The sequence below is a fragment of the Brevundimonas sp. genome, assembly GCF_031412435.1.
Taxonomy (GTDB): domain Bacteria; phylum Pseudomonadota; class Alphaproteobacteria; order Caulobacterales; family Caulobacteraceae; genus Brevundimonas.
Genome location: NZ_JANODA010000047.1, coordinates 1 through 14712, shown reverse-complemented (window position 1 = coordinate 14712; position 14712 = coordinate 1). Strand labels below are relative to the sequence as shown.

Annotated in this window: 13 protein-coding genes; 6 read left to right on the top strand and 7 right to left on the bottom strand. The window is 69.1% G+C overall.

The window, feature by feature from the left end:
• Positions 1 to 26: 26 nt before the first annotated feature.
• The 3 genes from ptsP to ispG all read left to right on the top strand — a co-directional run bounded on the left by ptsP (position 27) and on the right by ispG (position 4818).
• Positions 27 to 2300, top strand: coding sequence for a phosphoenolpyruvate--protein phosphotransferase (ptsP, locus tag RMO01_RS09675; protein WP_309628843.1), 2274 nt, complete (start codon positions 27 to 29; stop codon positions 2298 to 2300).
• 254 nt (positions 2301 to 2554) lie between these two features.
• Entirely contained in the window at positions 2555 to 3559 is a 1005-nt protein-coding gene (locus RMO01_RS09670) for a helix-turn-helix domain-containing protein (RefSeq protein ID WP_309628842.1), read from the top strand.
• 122 nt (positions 3560 to 3681) lie between these two features.
• Entirely contained in the window at positions 3682 to 4818 is a 1137-nt protein-coding gene (gene ispG / locus RMO01_RS09665; RefSeq protein ID WP_309628841.1) for a flavodoxin-dependent (E)-4-hydroxy-3-methylbut-2-enyl-diphosphate synthase, read from the top strand.
• Between the two features lie 2 nt (positions 4819 to 4820).
• Here the strand turns inward: ispG and RMO01_RS09660 are convergent, their stop codons facing one another.
• Both RMO01_RS09660 and RMO01_RS09655 read right to left on the bottom strand, forming a co-directional pair.
• The gene (locus RMO01_RS09660) at positions 4821 to 5588 is read right to left on the bottom strand and encodes a sulfite exporter TauE/SafE family protein (RefSeq protein WP_309628840.1); all 768 of its coding nucleotides are present in this window, start codon (positions 5586 to 5588) and stop codon (positions 4821 to 4823) included.
• Positions 5589 to 5694: 106 nt separating this feature from the next.
• Positions 5695 to 6315: a response regulator gene (locus RMO01_RS09655; protein ID WP_309628839.1), complete on the bottom strand. Its 621-nt coding sequence runs from the start codon at positions 6313 to 6315 to the stop codon at positions 5695 to 5697.
• A 196-nt stretch (positions 6316 to 6511) separates the two neighbouring features.
• Between RMO01_RS09655 and prfA the strand changes: the two genes are divergently transcribed.
• A complete protein-coding gene (gene prfA / locus RMO01_RS09650) occupies positions 6512 to 7579 on the top strand; it encodes a peptide chain release factor 1 (RefSeq protein WP_309628838.1) in 1068 nt (355 codons plus the stop codon).
• On the opposite strand, the gene ligD is transcribed toward prfA, so the two are convergent.
• From ligD to greA, 3 genes are all read right to left on the bottom strand, one after another.
• Positions 7576 to 10176, bottom strand: coding sequence for a DNA ligase D (ligD, locus tag RMO01_RS09645; protein ID WP_309628837.1), 2601 nt, complete (start codon positions 10174 to 10176; stop codon positions 7576 to 7578). The genes prfA and ligD overlap by 4 nt on opposite strands.
• Before the next feature lie 36 nt (positions 10177 to 10212).
• Positions 10213 to 10380, bottom strand: coding sequence for a hypothetical protein (locus tag RMO01_RS09640; RefSeq protein WP_303694703.1), 168 nt, complete (start codon positions 10378 to 10380; stop codon positions 10213 to 10215).
• A gap of 79 nt (positions 10381 to 10459) precedes the next feature.
• Complete coding sequence (gene greA / locus RMO01_RS09635) at positions 10460 to 10936, bottom strand: transcription elongation factor GreA (RefSeq protein ID WP_309628836.1); 477 nt, start codon at positions 10934 to 10936, stop codon at positions 10460 to 10462.
• Positions 10937 to 11001: 65 nt separating this feature from the next.
• Here greA and RMO01_RS09630 point away from each other — a divergent pair, with 65 nt between their 5' ends.
• A complete protein-coding gene (locus RMO01_RS09630; RefSeq protein WP_309628835.1) occupies positions 11002 to 12237 on the top strand; it encodes a TIGR03862 family flavoprotein in 1236 nt (411 codons plus the stop codon).
• Positions 12234 to 13382 carry a serine hydrolase domain-containing protein gene (locus RMO01_RS09625; RefSeq protein WP_309628834.1) on the top strand — a complete coding sequence of 383 codons (1149 nt, stop codon included), beginning with the start codon at positions 12234 to 12236 and terminating at the stop codon, positions 13380 to 13382. Before RMO01_RS09630 ends, RMO01_RS09625 begins: the two co-directional genes overlap by 4 nt.
• Here RMO01_RS09625 and rarD read toward each other — a convergent pair whose 3' ends face one another.
• Both rarD and RMO01_RS09615 read right to left on the bottom strand, forming a co-directional pair.
• Entirely contained in the window at positions 13383 to 14300 is a 918-nt protein-coding gene (gene rarD, locus RMO01_RS09620; protein ID WP_309628833.1) for an EamA family transporter RarD, read from the bottom strand.
• Positions 14301 to 14304: 4 nt separating this feature from the next.
• Positions 14305 to 14712: Asd/ArgC dimerization domain-containing protein (locus tag RMO01_RS09615; RefSeq protein ID WP_309628832.1), on the bottom strand; the 408-nt coding region annotated here is incomplete at its 5' end.

Here is a 14712-nt window from a genome sequence, read left to right as displayed (position 1 = left end):
GTTCCGGGGGCGAACACGGAGACCGGATGGCCATAGCGGGCGGATCATTGACCCGGGGACCCCGCGTCCTTCTGCGCCAGATCCGTGAGGCGATGGCTGACGGCGGCCCGGCCCAGGGACGGCTGGACGTCGTCGTGCGCACCATCGCCCAGTCGATGGTGGCCGAGGTCTGCTCCATCTATCTGCGCCGCGCCTCGGGCGAGCTCGAGCTGTTCGCCACCCAGGGCCTGAACCCCGAAGCCGTGCACAACACGCGGCTGAAGCCGGGCGAGGGTCTGGTCGGCGAGGTCGCACGCCTGGCCCAGCCGATCAGCCTGTCGGACGCGCCGTCCCACCCCAGCTTCGCCTATCGGCCGGAGACGGGCGAGGACCCGTATCACGCCTTCCTCGGCGCCCCCCTGCTGCGCGGCGGCCGGGCCATCGGCGTGCTGGTCGTCCAGAACCGGGCCGAGCGCCGCTACGATCCCGACGAGGTCGAGGACATCCAGACCATCGCCATGGTTCTGGCCGAGACCGTGGCCTCGGGCGAACTGCTGGCCCAGGACGAACTGCGCGACATCGAGGTCGCGCCTCACCGTCCGGAGCGCATCAAGGGCCAGAGGTTCGCCGAGGGCATCGCCTTCGGCCACGTCGTCCTGCACGAGGCGCCCCTGCCGCCGGAACGACTTCTGGCCGAGAACCAGCAGGTCGAGGAGATCCGCCTGCGCGAAGGCCTGACGGTCCTCAAGAAATCCATCGACGCCCTGCTCGACGGCGGTCAGGGCAAGCTGGCCGGCCAGTCGTTCGAGGTGCTGGAAACCTACCGGATGTTCGCCGACGACCGGGGCTGGAACAGGTCGCTCGAGGAGGCGGTGCGCGGCGGCCTGACCGCCGAGGCCGCCGTCGACCGGGTGCGAAACGAACACCGCGCCCGCTTCGCCCAGGCCCGCGACCCCTACATCAAGGAGCGGCTGCACGATTTCGAGGACCTGGCCAACCGGCTGCTGCGGGTGCTCGGCGGCGAGAACCCGGGCCAGCGCGAACTGCCTGACGACGCCATTCTGGTGGCGCGCAACCTCGGTCCCGCCGACCTGCTGGAGTATCCGCGCCACAAGCTGAAGGGCCTGCTGATCGAGGAGGGCTCGGCGGCCAGCCACGCCGCCATCGTCGCCCGCGCCCTGCAGATCCCCTGCGTCGGGCGCCTGCAGGGCGTGCGCGACCGGCTCAGCGAGGGCGACCTTGTCATCGTCGACGGCGAGACCGGCGAGGCCCATCTGCGACCCCGCCCGGACATGCTGGAGTCCGTCCGCTCGCGCATGGCGCTGCGCGAACAGCGCCAGGCCGAGTTCGCCAGGCTGCGCGACGTGCCGGCCGTGACGGCCGACGGCACACGGATCACCCTTCTGACCAACGCCGGCCTGGCCGTGGACCTCGAGAACCTGGACGAGACGGGCGCCGAGGGCATCGGCCTGTTCCGCACCGAGTTCCAGTTCATGGTGTCCGAGGAACTGCCGCGCCTGAACTCACAGACGGCGCTGTACAAGCTGGTGCTGGATGCGGCGGGCGACCGGCCGGTCACCTTCCGGACCCTCGACATCGGCGGCGACAAGGTCCTGCCGTACATGGAGACGACCGAGCGGGAGGAAAATCCCGCCCTCGGACGGCGCGCGATCCGCCTGGGTCTCGATCGTCCGTCGCTGCTTCGCCTCCAGTTGCGCGCGCTGTTGGCCGCCGGCGCCGGGCGCGAGCTTCGCGTGATGTTCCCGATGATCGCCACGGTGGACGAGTTCCGCGCCGCCCGCGAACTGGTCGACGTCGAATGCGAATGGGCGCGGCGTCGCGGCCGGCCCCTTCCGGCCCTGCTTCGGGTCGGCGCCATGATCGAATGCCCGAGCCTGCTTTGGCACCTGGACGCCCTGTTGCCGATGACCGATTTCGTCTCGATCGGCTCGAACGACCTGTTCCAGTACATGTACGCCGCCGACCGGACCAATCCCCTGGTCTCGGATCGCTACGACGCCCTGTCGCCCCCGGCCCTGCGCGCCCTTCAGTCGATCCAGAAGGCCTGCACCGAAACCGGCACGCCCGTGTCGGTCTGCGGCGAACTGGCGGGCCGGCCGCTGGAGGCCTTCGCCCTGATCTGCCTCGGCTTCACCCGCCTCTCGGCCCCGGCGGGCGGCGTCGGTCCGGTCAAGCGCATGATCCTGTCGACCGATCTCACGGCGGCGAAACGCGGCATGAACAACCTGCTCGGATCCTCGGCCGGGTCGATCCGCAGCGAAATCGAAAGCCTGGCCCGGAAGTTGAACGTCGGTCTGTGAGCAATCCCGGAACGGGATCGATTCACGATTAACAAGACGTTGAACCGGCGGCTGAAATGGGTTATCCACAGGACGATACGCGTATGCCTCCGGGGGGAGGCGGGGACCGTCACAGCAATGTGGTAAGCGGGCCCTGGTCGAGTACGGCGCGGCTGGATTTCTCAGTCGGGCCGAGTGTGGGGCAAGGCGTCATGGCGCTGGATACGGGGAACGTCCCCGACGAGTTTCGGGCTCATCCGGACTGGAAGGACCCTGTGCCCTCCATCACTGATGCGGCGACGCTGGGCGAGGGCCTGCGCAAGGCGCGTGAGCTGTCCGGCAGGTCGCTGGCCGAACTGGCCGCCGATACTCGCGTGCACGAACGCTATCTGCGCGCGCTCGAGGAAAACAACATCTCCGCCCTGCCGTCGCGCGTCTTCGCTATCGGCTATGCGCGCGCCTATGCCGGCGCCCTGGGCCTCGACGAACAGTTGGCGGTCGAACGCTACAAGCGTGAGACGCCGGACGGTTCGGTGCCGCTCCAGGCCCCGACCGGAGTGGCCTTCGAGGAGGTCCGCCGCTATTCGCCGCGCATCGTCGGCGTCATCGTGATCCTGGCCCTGGCCGTCATCGGTTGGAACGTGTTCCAGCGCGTCAGCCTGATCCGCGCGCCCCAGCCGTCAGACATCGCCGAGGTTCCGGAGAGCTGGAGCCTTGGAGACGTTCCCGGTCAGGGCGGCCTGCGCGTCGGCGCGCCGCAACCGGCCCCGGCCGACCAGACCACGCCCGTCCTCTACATCACGCCGGGCCTCGAGGCTCAGCTGACGGGCGTCGATCCGGCCGATACCGCAGCCCTTGCCGCCGCGACGACCGCCAGCGCTCCGCCGGTCCAGGCCGCCTTCAACCCGCGCGGCGCCATTTACGGCGCGCCGGCCAACGCCTCCCAGGTCGTGCTCCAGGCCCGCAAGGCCGGCGCCCTGGTCGTCCGTCTCGCCGACGGCCGCGTCCTGTTCGCCCGCCAGCTGGCGGCCGGAGAAGCCTGGCGCGCCCCGGCCGGCGTCGCCGCCACCATCGACGTGTCCGACCCGACCGCCTTCGACGTCTATCTTAACGGCGAACACGGCGGCGCCCTGACCGGCGTCCTGACCCCGCTGAGCCAGCTGAACAGCCGCGCCGCCGGTCTGGCGCGCCAGACCGCCGCCCAGGTCCAGGCCGAAGCCCTTGCAGCCCAGACCGCTGCGGCCCGCGCGGCGGCGACTACGCAGGCGGCCGCGCTCTAGACGTCCTCCACCGGGCACGACAGTCGCGCGCTGAACTTGTCTCCTTCGTGTCGCGATGCGATGGGGAGGTGGCAGCAAGCGTCATGGCCTTGTGACCTCGGCAGGCCTATATTGAGCCTGTCATGAGCGACCACTCCCACATCCGTCCCTGGCGCCATATCGAGCGCCGGAAATCCCGCCAGATCATGGTGGGCTCGGTCCCGGTCGGCGGCGACGCCCCGATCAGCGTCCAGTCGATGACCAACACCCCGACTTCGGACGCCAGTGCGACGATCGGCCAGATTCGCGAGCTGGAAGAGGCCGGGGCCGACATCGTCCGCGTCTCCTGCCCGGACGAGGAATCCACCGCCGCCTTCCGCACCATCGCCCGCGAGGCGAAGGTCCCGCTCGTCGCCGACATCCATTTTCACTATAGGCGCGGCATCGAGGCCGCCGAGGCCGGCGCCGCCTGCCTGCGGATCAATCCCGGCAATATCGGCAATGCGTCCCGCGTGCGCGACGTCATCCAGGCCGCCAAGGACCACGGCTGCTCCATGCGCATCGGCGTCAACGCCGGCTCGCTGGAGAAGGAACTGCTGGAAAAATACGGCGAGCCCTGCCCCGACGCCATGGTCGAGTCAGCCCTCAACCACGCCCGCATCCTGCAGGACCACGACTTCCACGAGTTCAAGATCTCGGTGAAGGCCTCGGACCCCTTCCTGACCGTCGCGGCCTACCAGCAACTGGCCGAGGCCATCGACTGCCCCCTGCATCTGGGCGTCACCGAGGCGGGGCCGCTTCGCACGGGCACGATCAAGTCCGCCATCGGCATGGGAAATATGCTGTGGGCCGGGATCGGCGACACCATCCGCGTCAGCCTCGCCGCCGATCCGGTGGAGGAGATCAAGGTCGGCTTCGACATCCTGAAGTCCCTGGGCCTGCGCCACCGGGGCGTCAACATCATCGCCTGCCCGTCCTGCGCCCGTCAGGGCTTCAACGTCATCGAGACCGTCGGCGTACTGGAAGAGAAGCTGGCCCACATCGCCACCCCGATGTCGCTGTCGATCATCGGCTGCGTCGTCAACGGCCCGGGCGAGGCCCTCTATACCGACGTTGGCTTCACCGGCGGCGGCAAGGGGGCGGGCATGGTCTATCTGAACGGCAAGATCGCCCACAAACTCGACAACGCGAAACTGGTCGACGAGATCGTCGAACTGGTCGAGGCCAAGGCGGCCGAACTCAACGCGGCCCGCGAGGCTGCGCTTCAGGCGGCCGAGTAGGTCTAGAACACACCGGCCAGCTGCAGCCCCTGGAAGCCCGCCAGCACCAGCAGCAGGCCGCCCACCGCATAGGTCAGGGCCCGCTGCGGAATGATCTTGGTGATGTAGCCCGCGAAGGGCGCCGCCAGCAGACCGCCGACCACCAGTCCGGCCACGGCCGAGGCATGATTGGTCAGGGCTTCGGCATCCTTCCAGTGCCCGGTGACGAGCGCCCAGACGAAGGTCGCCGAGATGGCCACGGTCAGAAAGAACTCCGCTGTATTGGCCGTGCCGATGGCGCGGCGCGGTTCGGACCCGGCGCCGACGAGGGTCGAGGACACGGTTGGGCCCCAGCCGCCCCCGCCGATGGCGTCGAAGAAGCCGCCGACCGCGCCCAGAGGCGCCACGATCCAGGCAGGCCGGATCCGCTTCGGCGGCACATTCCGCGTCGCCCTCCACAGAATGTAACAGCCCATCAGGGCCAGATAGGCGACCACGAACGGCTTGATCACCTCGCCCTCGATGCCCGCCAGCACATAGGCCCCCAGCACCCCGCCGATCACCCCGGCGATCGCCAGCGGGACGAACAGTCGCCATTCGACGTTCTTGTGCCAGATGTGCGACCCGGCCGAGGCTGCGGTGGTGAAGACCTCCGCCCCGTGCACGCTGGCCGAGGCCGTGGCGGGCGGCACGCCGAAGGCCAGAAGCACCGACGACGAGATCACCCCATAGGCCATGCCCAGGGCGCCATCGACCGCCTGGGCGACCACGCCGACCAGCAGAAACAGCAAAAATGTGTCCATTCAGCGCCTGAGAGCCAACGATCGTGCGCGCCGGGAAGCGTCGCTGTATCCGGCTTAACCGATTTCACCGGTTCGGGTTGCCCTCCCGACGCCCTCACACGGAATTGTCACCGGGGACTCTCCGCAGAGCCCCAAGCACATCGGCGCCGCGATACGGCTTGATGATCATGGTCTCGGCGATGTCCGCATGACGGGCGGCGGCCACGTCGCCGGACAAGAAGATGACCTTAAGCCCCCAACGCGTCTTCAATCCGCGCCCCAGCGTCCCGCCGTCGACCGGTCCCGACAGGTTGATGTCCAGCAGGGCGACGTCGATCGCGTGCAGGCCGGCCGCGACCTCGGCCGCCTCGGCGCTGTGGAAAGGACCGACGACATCATGGCCGGCCTCGACCAGAAGGACCGGCAGGTCCTGCGCCATTTCCGGGTCGTCCTCGACGACCAGCACGGTCAGGGCGTCCGCCTCGTCGGCGGGCACAGGCTCTTCGACCACCCTCGGGCTCTGGGCCGTCAGCACGGCGCGCACGTCGGGCCACAGGTCCTGCGGCGGTCGCGCCGTGTCGAGATCAAAGATCCCCGCCAGCGCGTTCAGGTCCGTGGCGTCCTCGGGCGTGATTCCCGCCGGATCGTCCATCAGCGTGTCGTACCGCTCAAGGATTGCGTCGAGATTGGCCCGGTCTCCCTCGGCGGTGTCGGGGTGGATGGCGCCATCGAACATGGTCGCTCCTTACTGATTGCGTGGAACGGACCTAGGCGCCCGGCCAGGCCCGCGTAACCGTTCTGACGCCAACGTCATCGCCGCTCACAGGCGTCGCAACAGTGCGTGAACGCGACGCTGCGACGCGGGCGCATCGACACGGAGAGCCCCGGCGGAGTAAGACCGCGCCTCGCTTCTTCCGATGGATACACCGCCCTTGCGCCTGCCCCAGTCCAAGCTCGACCAGGTCCTGGACCGTTTCCACCAGGTGGAGGCGCGCATGGGCGCGGCCACCGACGGTCAGGAGATCGTGCGCCTGTCGAAGGAGCACGCCGAGATGAAGCCGGTCGCCGACGCCGTCATGGCCCTGGCGAAATCCCGGGCCGAAATCGAGGACCTGCAGGCCATGGCCGAGGACCCCGAGATGGCCGCCATGGCCGCCGACGAGCTGGAAACCCTCAACGCCCGCCTGCCGGACATGGAGCGCGACGTCGCCCTCCTGCTGGCCCCGCGCGACGCCGACGAGAACGCCTCGGCCGTGCTGGAAGTCCGCGCCGGCACCGGCGGGGACGAGGCCGCCATCTTCGCCGGCGACCTGTTCCGCATGTATTCCCGCTACGCCTCCACGCGCGGCTGGAAGGTCGAACTGGACAGCGCCACCGAGGGCGACGCCGGCGGCTACAAGGAGATCATCGCCACCGTCACCGGCGACGGCGTCTTCGGCCGGCTGAAATTCGAGAGCGGGGTCCACCGCGTCCAGCGCGTCCCCGCGACGGAAGCCCAGGGCCGCATCCACACCTCGGCCGCCACGGTCGCCGTCCTGCCCGAGGTCGAGGACGTCGAGATCGAGATCCACGACAAGGACATCCGCATCGACACCTTCCGCGCCTCGGGCTCGGGCGGCCAGCACGTCAACAAGACCGATTCCGCCGTCCGCATCACCCACTTCCCGTCCGGGATCGTCGTGACCTCGTCGGAGAAGTCCCAGCACGTGAACCGCGACAAGGCGATGAAGAACCTGCGCGTCCGCCTCTACGACCAGCAGCGCCAGATGAAGGACAACGCCCGGTCCGACACGCGCAAGTCCCAGGTCGGCTCGGGCGACCGGTCGGAGCGCATCCGCACCTACAACTATCCCCAAGGACGGGTCAGCGACCACCGCATCAACCTGACCCTGCACAGTCTGCCCCAGATCATGGAGGGCGACCTCGACCCCTTGCTCAACGCCCTGATCGCCGAGGACCAGGCCGCCCGCCTGTCGGACCTCGAGGCGGAGTTCGCCTAGACCCCGACCTTCTTCAACAGCGGCTTCAAACTCACCGCGCCCGCCCTGAACTCCGCCCAAGGATCGGCCTTCTTCAGCAGCGCCGGCCAGGTCCTCAGGTTGAACGCCTTCGGATCCAGCCCCGACTTCACCTGAACCCAGCTCAGCGGATACGCGATCCCCGCCCCTGGCCGGGCACGCGGCGACCAGGGAGCGACCGCCGTCGCCATCCGGCCGTTGCGCAGATAGTCGAGGAAGATCTTTCCGCCCCGCGCCTTCTTGGCCAGGGTCGTGGTGAACCGGTCCGGCGCGTCCAGCCGCACCTGTTCCGACACGGCTTTCGCAAAGGCCTTGCACTGGTCCCACTCGATCCGGCTGCGGGCGTCCGTCTTGATCGGCACGACGACGTGCAGCCCCTTGCCGCCCGTGGTCTTGCAGAAGGGGTTGAGCCCCAGCCCCTCGAGACGGACCTTCATCGCCTTCGCCGCCGCGATCACATCGGCGAAATCCAGCCCCTCGTCGGGGTCGAGGTCGAAGGTGATCTGGTCCGGCGTCTCCGGATCGCCCGGCGCGCAGCCCCAGGGATGGACCTCCAGCCCGCCCGACTGGCCGATGGCCACCAGACCGCCGACGTCGACCACGCCCACATAGGGTTTGCGCTCCTTCACATCGATCAGCTTCAGCCGGGGGTTGGACCCCGGCATGGCGTGACGCTGGAAGAAGACCTCGCCAGCGATTCCTTCGGGCGCCCGGATGATCGACACCGGACGGTCGGCGACGTGCGGCAGGATCCGCTCCGCCGCCGCCTCGTAGAACTGGACCAATTCAAGTTTGGTGATCGCCGGGTGACCGTCGACGGCGGGCCACAGCACCCGGTCGGGATTGGAGATGGTCAGCCCCGCCACCACCGCCTTGGCCTTGCCGGTCAGGGCGATCTTCAGCTGGGGCGGCGCCGCGGCCGCGCCCTTGCCGGATTTCGCCGGTTTGGCCGCCTCCTGCGGCGCCGTATCAACCTCGGTCGCCGGTTTGTCCTCGCGCAGGCCCTTGAACGCCGCCTGCCGCAGCGATCCAGTATCGGTGTAGCCGCCGTGCTCGATCTCGGCGACCAGCACCGGCTTGACCCAGTTGATCCCCGGCCCGCCCCTCGGGGCGCCCTTGCCCACGAAGGGCGACTTGTCCGCCGCCGCAGCCTTCAGCGCCGGCAACAGGGTCTTGATCAACGGTTGAGAATAGCCGGTCCCGACCCGGCCGAGGTGCCGCAACCCGTGGCCGGCCTTCGCATCGACGTCCTGGACGCCGACAATCAGGGAGCGGAACCGCGGCCCCTCCGAAGTCCAGCCGCCGATCACCACCTCGTCGCGGCCACGGCACTTCGACTTGACCCAGGTCGTCGACCGCCCGGCCGAGTACGGGGCGTCCAGCGTCTTGGAGATCACTCCTTCGAGGTCCATCCGGCAGGCGCTCTCCAGCACCGCCTGACCGGTCGAGGCGAAATGCTCGACATAGCGGATGCGTGACCGCGCCGCCTTCGGGATCCGATCCAGATAAGCCTGCAGGCGCGCCTTGCGATGCGACAGCGGCAGCTTGCGCAGGTCCTCGCCGCCTTCGAACAGCAGGTCGAAGGCGAAATAGATCAGCCCGCCCGTCTCGCCGTCCGAGATCGCCGCCTGCAGGGCCGAAAAGTCCGGCATGTGATCCTCGGCCAGGGCGCACAGCTCCCCGTCGACCACCGCGTCCGGCCATTTCGCCGCATCGGCCGCCTGCTCCGGAAACTTCGCCGACCAGTCGAGACCCGACCGCGTGTAGAGCTTCGCCTGTCCGCCGCCGACGGCGACCTGCATCCGGTAACCGTCGAACTTGATCTCGTGCGCCCATCCCGCGCCCGCCGGCGGGTTGTCCACCACCTTGCACAGCTGGATCGGGACGAAGGCGGGCGGCTTCGTCGCCGCACCGGCCAAAGCCTTCGACGCCTTCGGTTTCGGCGGCGCCTTCTGGCCGGTCTTCTTCGACGAGACCCGTTGGGCCTTCCCCCCTGCGATCTCCGCCAGCGAGCGGCCGGTGGTGACCGAGGCGTCGATCTCCATCAGGGCGTCGCCTTCGCCCGCGACGGCGAACTCGTCCTTCTCCTTGATCAGCAGCCAATTCGATCGTTTGGAAGGCTTGCCGCGATCGGATTTCAGCCGGATCAGCGCCCATTTCCCGACCAGTCGCTCGCCGTGCAGGATCATCTTGATCTGGCCCTTGGCGAAGGCGGCTTCCAGATCGGGTTCCTGAGGCTCCCAGGTTCCGGTGTCCCACATCTGCACGGTGCCGGCGCCGTAGTTGCCGGCGGGGATGGTCCCTTCGAAGCCGCCGTAGTCCAGCGGGTGGTCCTCGACCTCGACCGCCAGCCGCTTGACCGAGACATCGCGTGACGGCGCCTTGGTCACCGCCCACGACTTCAGGACCCCGTCGATCTCGATGCGGAAGTCATAGTGCAGCCGCGTCGCCGCATGACGCTGGATCAGATAGCGGCGCGGCGCGGTCGTCTTCGCGACAGCCTTGCGGCCCCTGGGCTCGGGGGTCTCGTCGAAGCGGCGCTTGGCTTGATAGGTCTCGAGCTCGCCACGCGCCGCCATCGCCGTCTCTCCACGGCCCCGCCTTGAAGCCCGAGCTTAAACGGCTTCGTCTTCCGGCGGTTGCCAGTCGGGGTGGTCGACGTCCTCGCCGCGGGCTTTCGCTTCCTTCTTCGCCAGCTTGGCGGCGGCCTTGCGGGCGGCCTTCTCGGCGTCCGCCTTGTCGCGTTCCATACGTTCAAAGCCGTAGTTGGGTTTTCTGGCCATCTAGAACTGGATCCTTTGTCAGTGCTTCTCGTGGGCGCCGGTGGCGCTTGTCCGCCCCAATGTGGGGTGGACCGGGCCGTCAGTCCACCGCGATGATTTCCACAGACTGTCCGGCGACCACGGCCTCATCGCCGACGCCCTTGCCGATCAGGGCGCGGGTCAGGGGCGAGACGTGGCTGACAGAGCCGTTCGCCGGGTCCGCTTCGTCCTCGCCGACGATCCGCCAGGTCTGGGTCCGGCCGTCGTCCCGCTCGATGGTCACCGAGCCGCCGAAGCGCACCCGGCCGTCGGCCTCGGTTTCGACCAGCTGCGCCGTGGCGCGCCGCGCGGACCAGTAGCGCAGGTCTCGCGTCGCCCGCGCCATCGCGGTCCTGTCGGCCTCGATCGAGCCGGACGCCTGGGCGCTCGCATAGGCGGCGCGCGCCGAGGCCAGGGCGTCCTCGATGGCGGCGAGGCCTGCGACGGTCACCAGATTCGGATGGGTGGAGATGGGGCGGTCGGGCAGATCGGCGGCCGTGGCCTCCAGATCCTCCTCGCGGGTGAAGGCAACGCTCATGATCGGACAAGCGTATGCGGGGTTCAGACGTTCCCGCGCAAGGCCGGGCAGGCTAGAGGAGCGCCATGACCACGCCCACCGACCACGCCGTCCACATCATCGGGGCCGGACCCGCAGGCCTGATGGCCGCAGAGACCCTGGCGACGGCCGGCGCCCGCGTCGTGGTCCACGACCGCATGCCGTCAGTGGGGCGCAAGCTGCTGATGGCCGGGCGCGGCGGGCTGAACCTGACGCACTCCGAACCGCAGGAGGCCTTCCTCGCGCGCTATGCGGAGGCGCAGGCTCCGGTCGCAGACTGGCTCGACGCCTTCTCCCCCGACGACATGGTCCAGTGGGCGCAGGGCCTCGGCCAGCCGACCTTCGTCGGCTCCAGCGGCCGGGTCTTCCCCCGAGCCATGAAGGCCTCGCCCCTGCTTCGCGCCTGGCTGGGTCGATTGAACCACCTGGGCGCCGAGATCCGCACCCGTTCGCGCTGGACCGGCTGGAAGGGCGAGGCTCTGACATTCGAGACGCCGGATGGCGAACGCATCGAAGACCCGGCCGCCACCGTCCTCGCCATGGGCGGCGCCAGCTGGCCCCGGCTGGGCTCCGACGGGGCTTGGGTCCCGACGGTCGAGAGCGAGGGCGTCGCCGTCTCGCCCCTCGTCCCCGCAAACGCCGGCTTCGACGTCGTCTGGTCCGACATCGTGATCGAGCGGTTCGCGGGCCAGGTCCTGAAACCCGCTGCGCTGACCTTCGGCGACCAGACCGTGCGCGGCGAGATGGTCGTCACCCGCTACGGCGTCGAGGGCGGGGCCGTCTATGCCCTGTCGTCCGCCCTGCGCGCCGCTATCGCCGCCGAGGGCTCCGCCACCCTCGTCGTCGACCTGCGTCCCGACCTGACCGTCGAGGCCCTGGCCGAACGGCTCGGCCGCCCGCGCGGCAAGGACTCCATGACCAACCATCTGCGCAAGGCCGGCGGCCTGTCCCCTGTCGCCGTCGCCCTGTTGCGCGAGATCGGCGACATTCCGCCGGGGTTCGACAAGCTGGCCAAGCGGATCAAGGCCGTGCGTCTGAAGCTGACCGGCATCCAGGGGCTGGAACGGGCCATCTCCACGGCCGGCGGCGTCCGTTTCGACGCCCTCGATCCATCGTTGATGCTGACCGCCCGGCCGGGCGTTTTCGTCGCGGGCGAGATGATCGACTGGGAGGCGCCCACCGGCGGCTATCTGCTGCAGGCCAGTCTCGCCTCCGGCGTCGTCGCGGCCAAAGGGGTTCTCGGGTGGCAGGCATCGCAAACCGCCGATAAAAGCCCCGCATGACGATTTCAGTGCCCGAGATTTCCGGCGTCTGCCCGGCCCGCTTCCATGCGGTCAAGGACGCCTTCGCCGCCAACTTCACCGACGCCCCCGACGGCCTGAACGAACAGGCGGCCCGCTTCTCGGTCGTCATCGCGGGCGAGACGGTCATCGACCTGTGGGCCGGGCTCGCCGATCCGCGCGAACAGACCCCCTTCACCGAACGGACCCTCGTACCCGTCTTCTCGTCGGGCAAGGCGGTCATGGCCCTTCTGATGGCCTCGGCGGTCGAGCGCGGCAAACTGGCCTATGACGAGAAGGTCGCCCACCTGTGGCCCGCCTACGCGGCGAACGGCAAGGCCGGGATCACCGTCGCCCAGCTTCTGTCGCATCAGGACGGCCTGCCCGGTTTCGATGAACCCGTCGATCCCGCCATCTGGTTCGACCAGCGCGCCGTGCTCGACCGTCTGGCCGCCCAGGCGCCGATGTGGCCGCCTGGAACGGCGTCCGGCTACCACCCCGTCACCGTCGGCTTCCTCGCCAACGAGGTCCACCGTCTCGCCGACGGCCGCAGTCTGGGTCAGACCCTGCGTCAGGATTTCGGCCGGCCCCTCGGCCTCGACCTGTGGATCGGCCTGCCCGAGGTCGAACACGACCGGGTCGCCGTCCTGCGCAAGCCGTCGAAGGCCCCCGACCTCGGCCCCATCGACGCCATCAAGACCGCCGCCTTCCTCGACAGGGGCTCGGCCCCCGGCGGGCGCGGCTCGACCGAGTGGCGCTCGATCGAGATCCCGTCCGCCAACCTGCACGGCACGGCGCTCGACCTCGCCCGCATCATGGGCGTCGTCGCCGACGAGGGTCGTCTTGACGGCAAGACCGTCCTGTCGCCCGCCGTCCTCGCCGAAATGACGGCCCCGCGCATCTCGGGCCCGGACAAGGTCCTGCCCTACGACATCACCTGGGCGGCGGGGCTGATGCGGAACGAGGGACTGAACATCTTCGGCCCCAACCCGGATGCGCTCGGCCACTGCGGCTGGGGCGGCAGCTGCGTCATGGCCGATCCGGACGTGAAGCTCTCGGCCGCCTACGCCATGACCCGACAGTCGCCCTATCTGATCGGCGACCCGCGGGCCCTGCGGTTGATCGAGGCCCTCTACGCGGTCTTCTGATCAGATCGGCTCGACGACCGCCATCGCCCGCCTGGCCGCCCGCGCCCGCAACAGGGCCGCCGCCGCGAACACCCCGGCCCCGAGCCAGATGAAGCCGAACGAGACGGCCCGGAGCGGGGTGAACAGCTCGCCTGTCGCCAAGCCGACGCAGAACTGCAGCGTCGGAGCCAGGAACTGGATGAAGCCCATGGTCGACAGCGGCATGCGCCGGGCCGCCCAGGCGAACAGGACCAGCGGCAGGACTGTCGCCGGCCCGTTCAACAGGGCCCAGCCGAACCCTTCCCACGTCGCGAACCCGTGCCCCAGTCCCTGCGTCTGCAGCCAGACCACGAACATCAGGCCGAACGGCAGCAGCAGCAGGCATTCGATGAACAGCCCCGCCTGGGCGTCCACGGGGATCCGCTTCTTGATCACCCCATAGGCGCCGAAACTGAGCGCCAGGGCGATGGAGATCCACGGCGGCCGCCCGAGCGCCAAAGCCTGAAACAGCACGCCCACGGCCGCCAGACCGATGGCGACCCAGCCCCAGCGGTCGATCTTCTCGCGGAACAACCACAGCCCCACGACCATGTTGAGCAGCGGGTTGATATAGTAGCCGAGGCTGGCTTCCAGCGTCGCATGGTGGGTCGTGGCCCAGACGTAGAGGCCCCAGTTGATCGCGATCAACACGGTCGCCAGCGCCAGCCAGGCCAGGGTCTTCGGCTGGCCCAGAACGGCCCGCACCTGTTTCGACTGCCCGGCCAGCAGCACAAGGCCTCCGGCGAACAGCACAGACCACAGGGCCCGGTGCGACAGGATCTCGGGCGCGGAAAAGCCCAGCGCCGCCTGCCCCATGAACAGCAGGGGCATGAACCCCCACATGACATAGCAGCCCACCGCCGCCAGGAAGGCGGCGCGGGTCGGGGTCGGCGGCGCCATGCCCCTAGACCGTCAGGGTGCGATACCCGCTCTTGGGCTTGATCGTGCCCGTCTCGTCCAGCAGCTGGGCGATCTGGACCGCGTTCAGCGCGGCGCCCTTGCGCAGATTGTCCGACACCACCCAGAAGACCAGGCCGTTCTCGACCGTGTGATCCTTGCGGATGCGCGAGACATAGACGGCATGCTCGCCGGCCGCGTCGACGGGGGTGATATAGCCGTCGTGCTCCTGCTTATCGATCACCTGGACGCCCGGCGCCTCACGCAGGATGGCGCGCGCCTCGTCGGGGCTGATGGGCTTTTCGAACTCGACCGTCACGGCCTCGGAGTGGCCGACGAAGACCGGCACGCGGACGCAGGTGACCGTCAGCTTGATGTTCGGATCCAGCATCTTGTGGGTCTCGTCCCACATCTT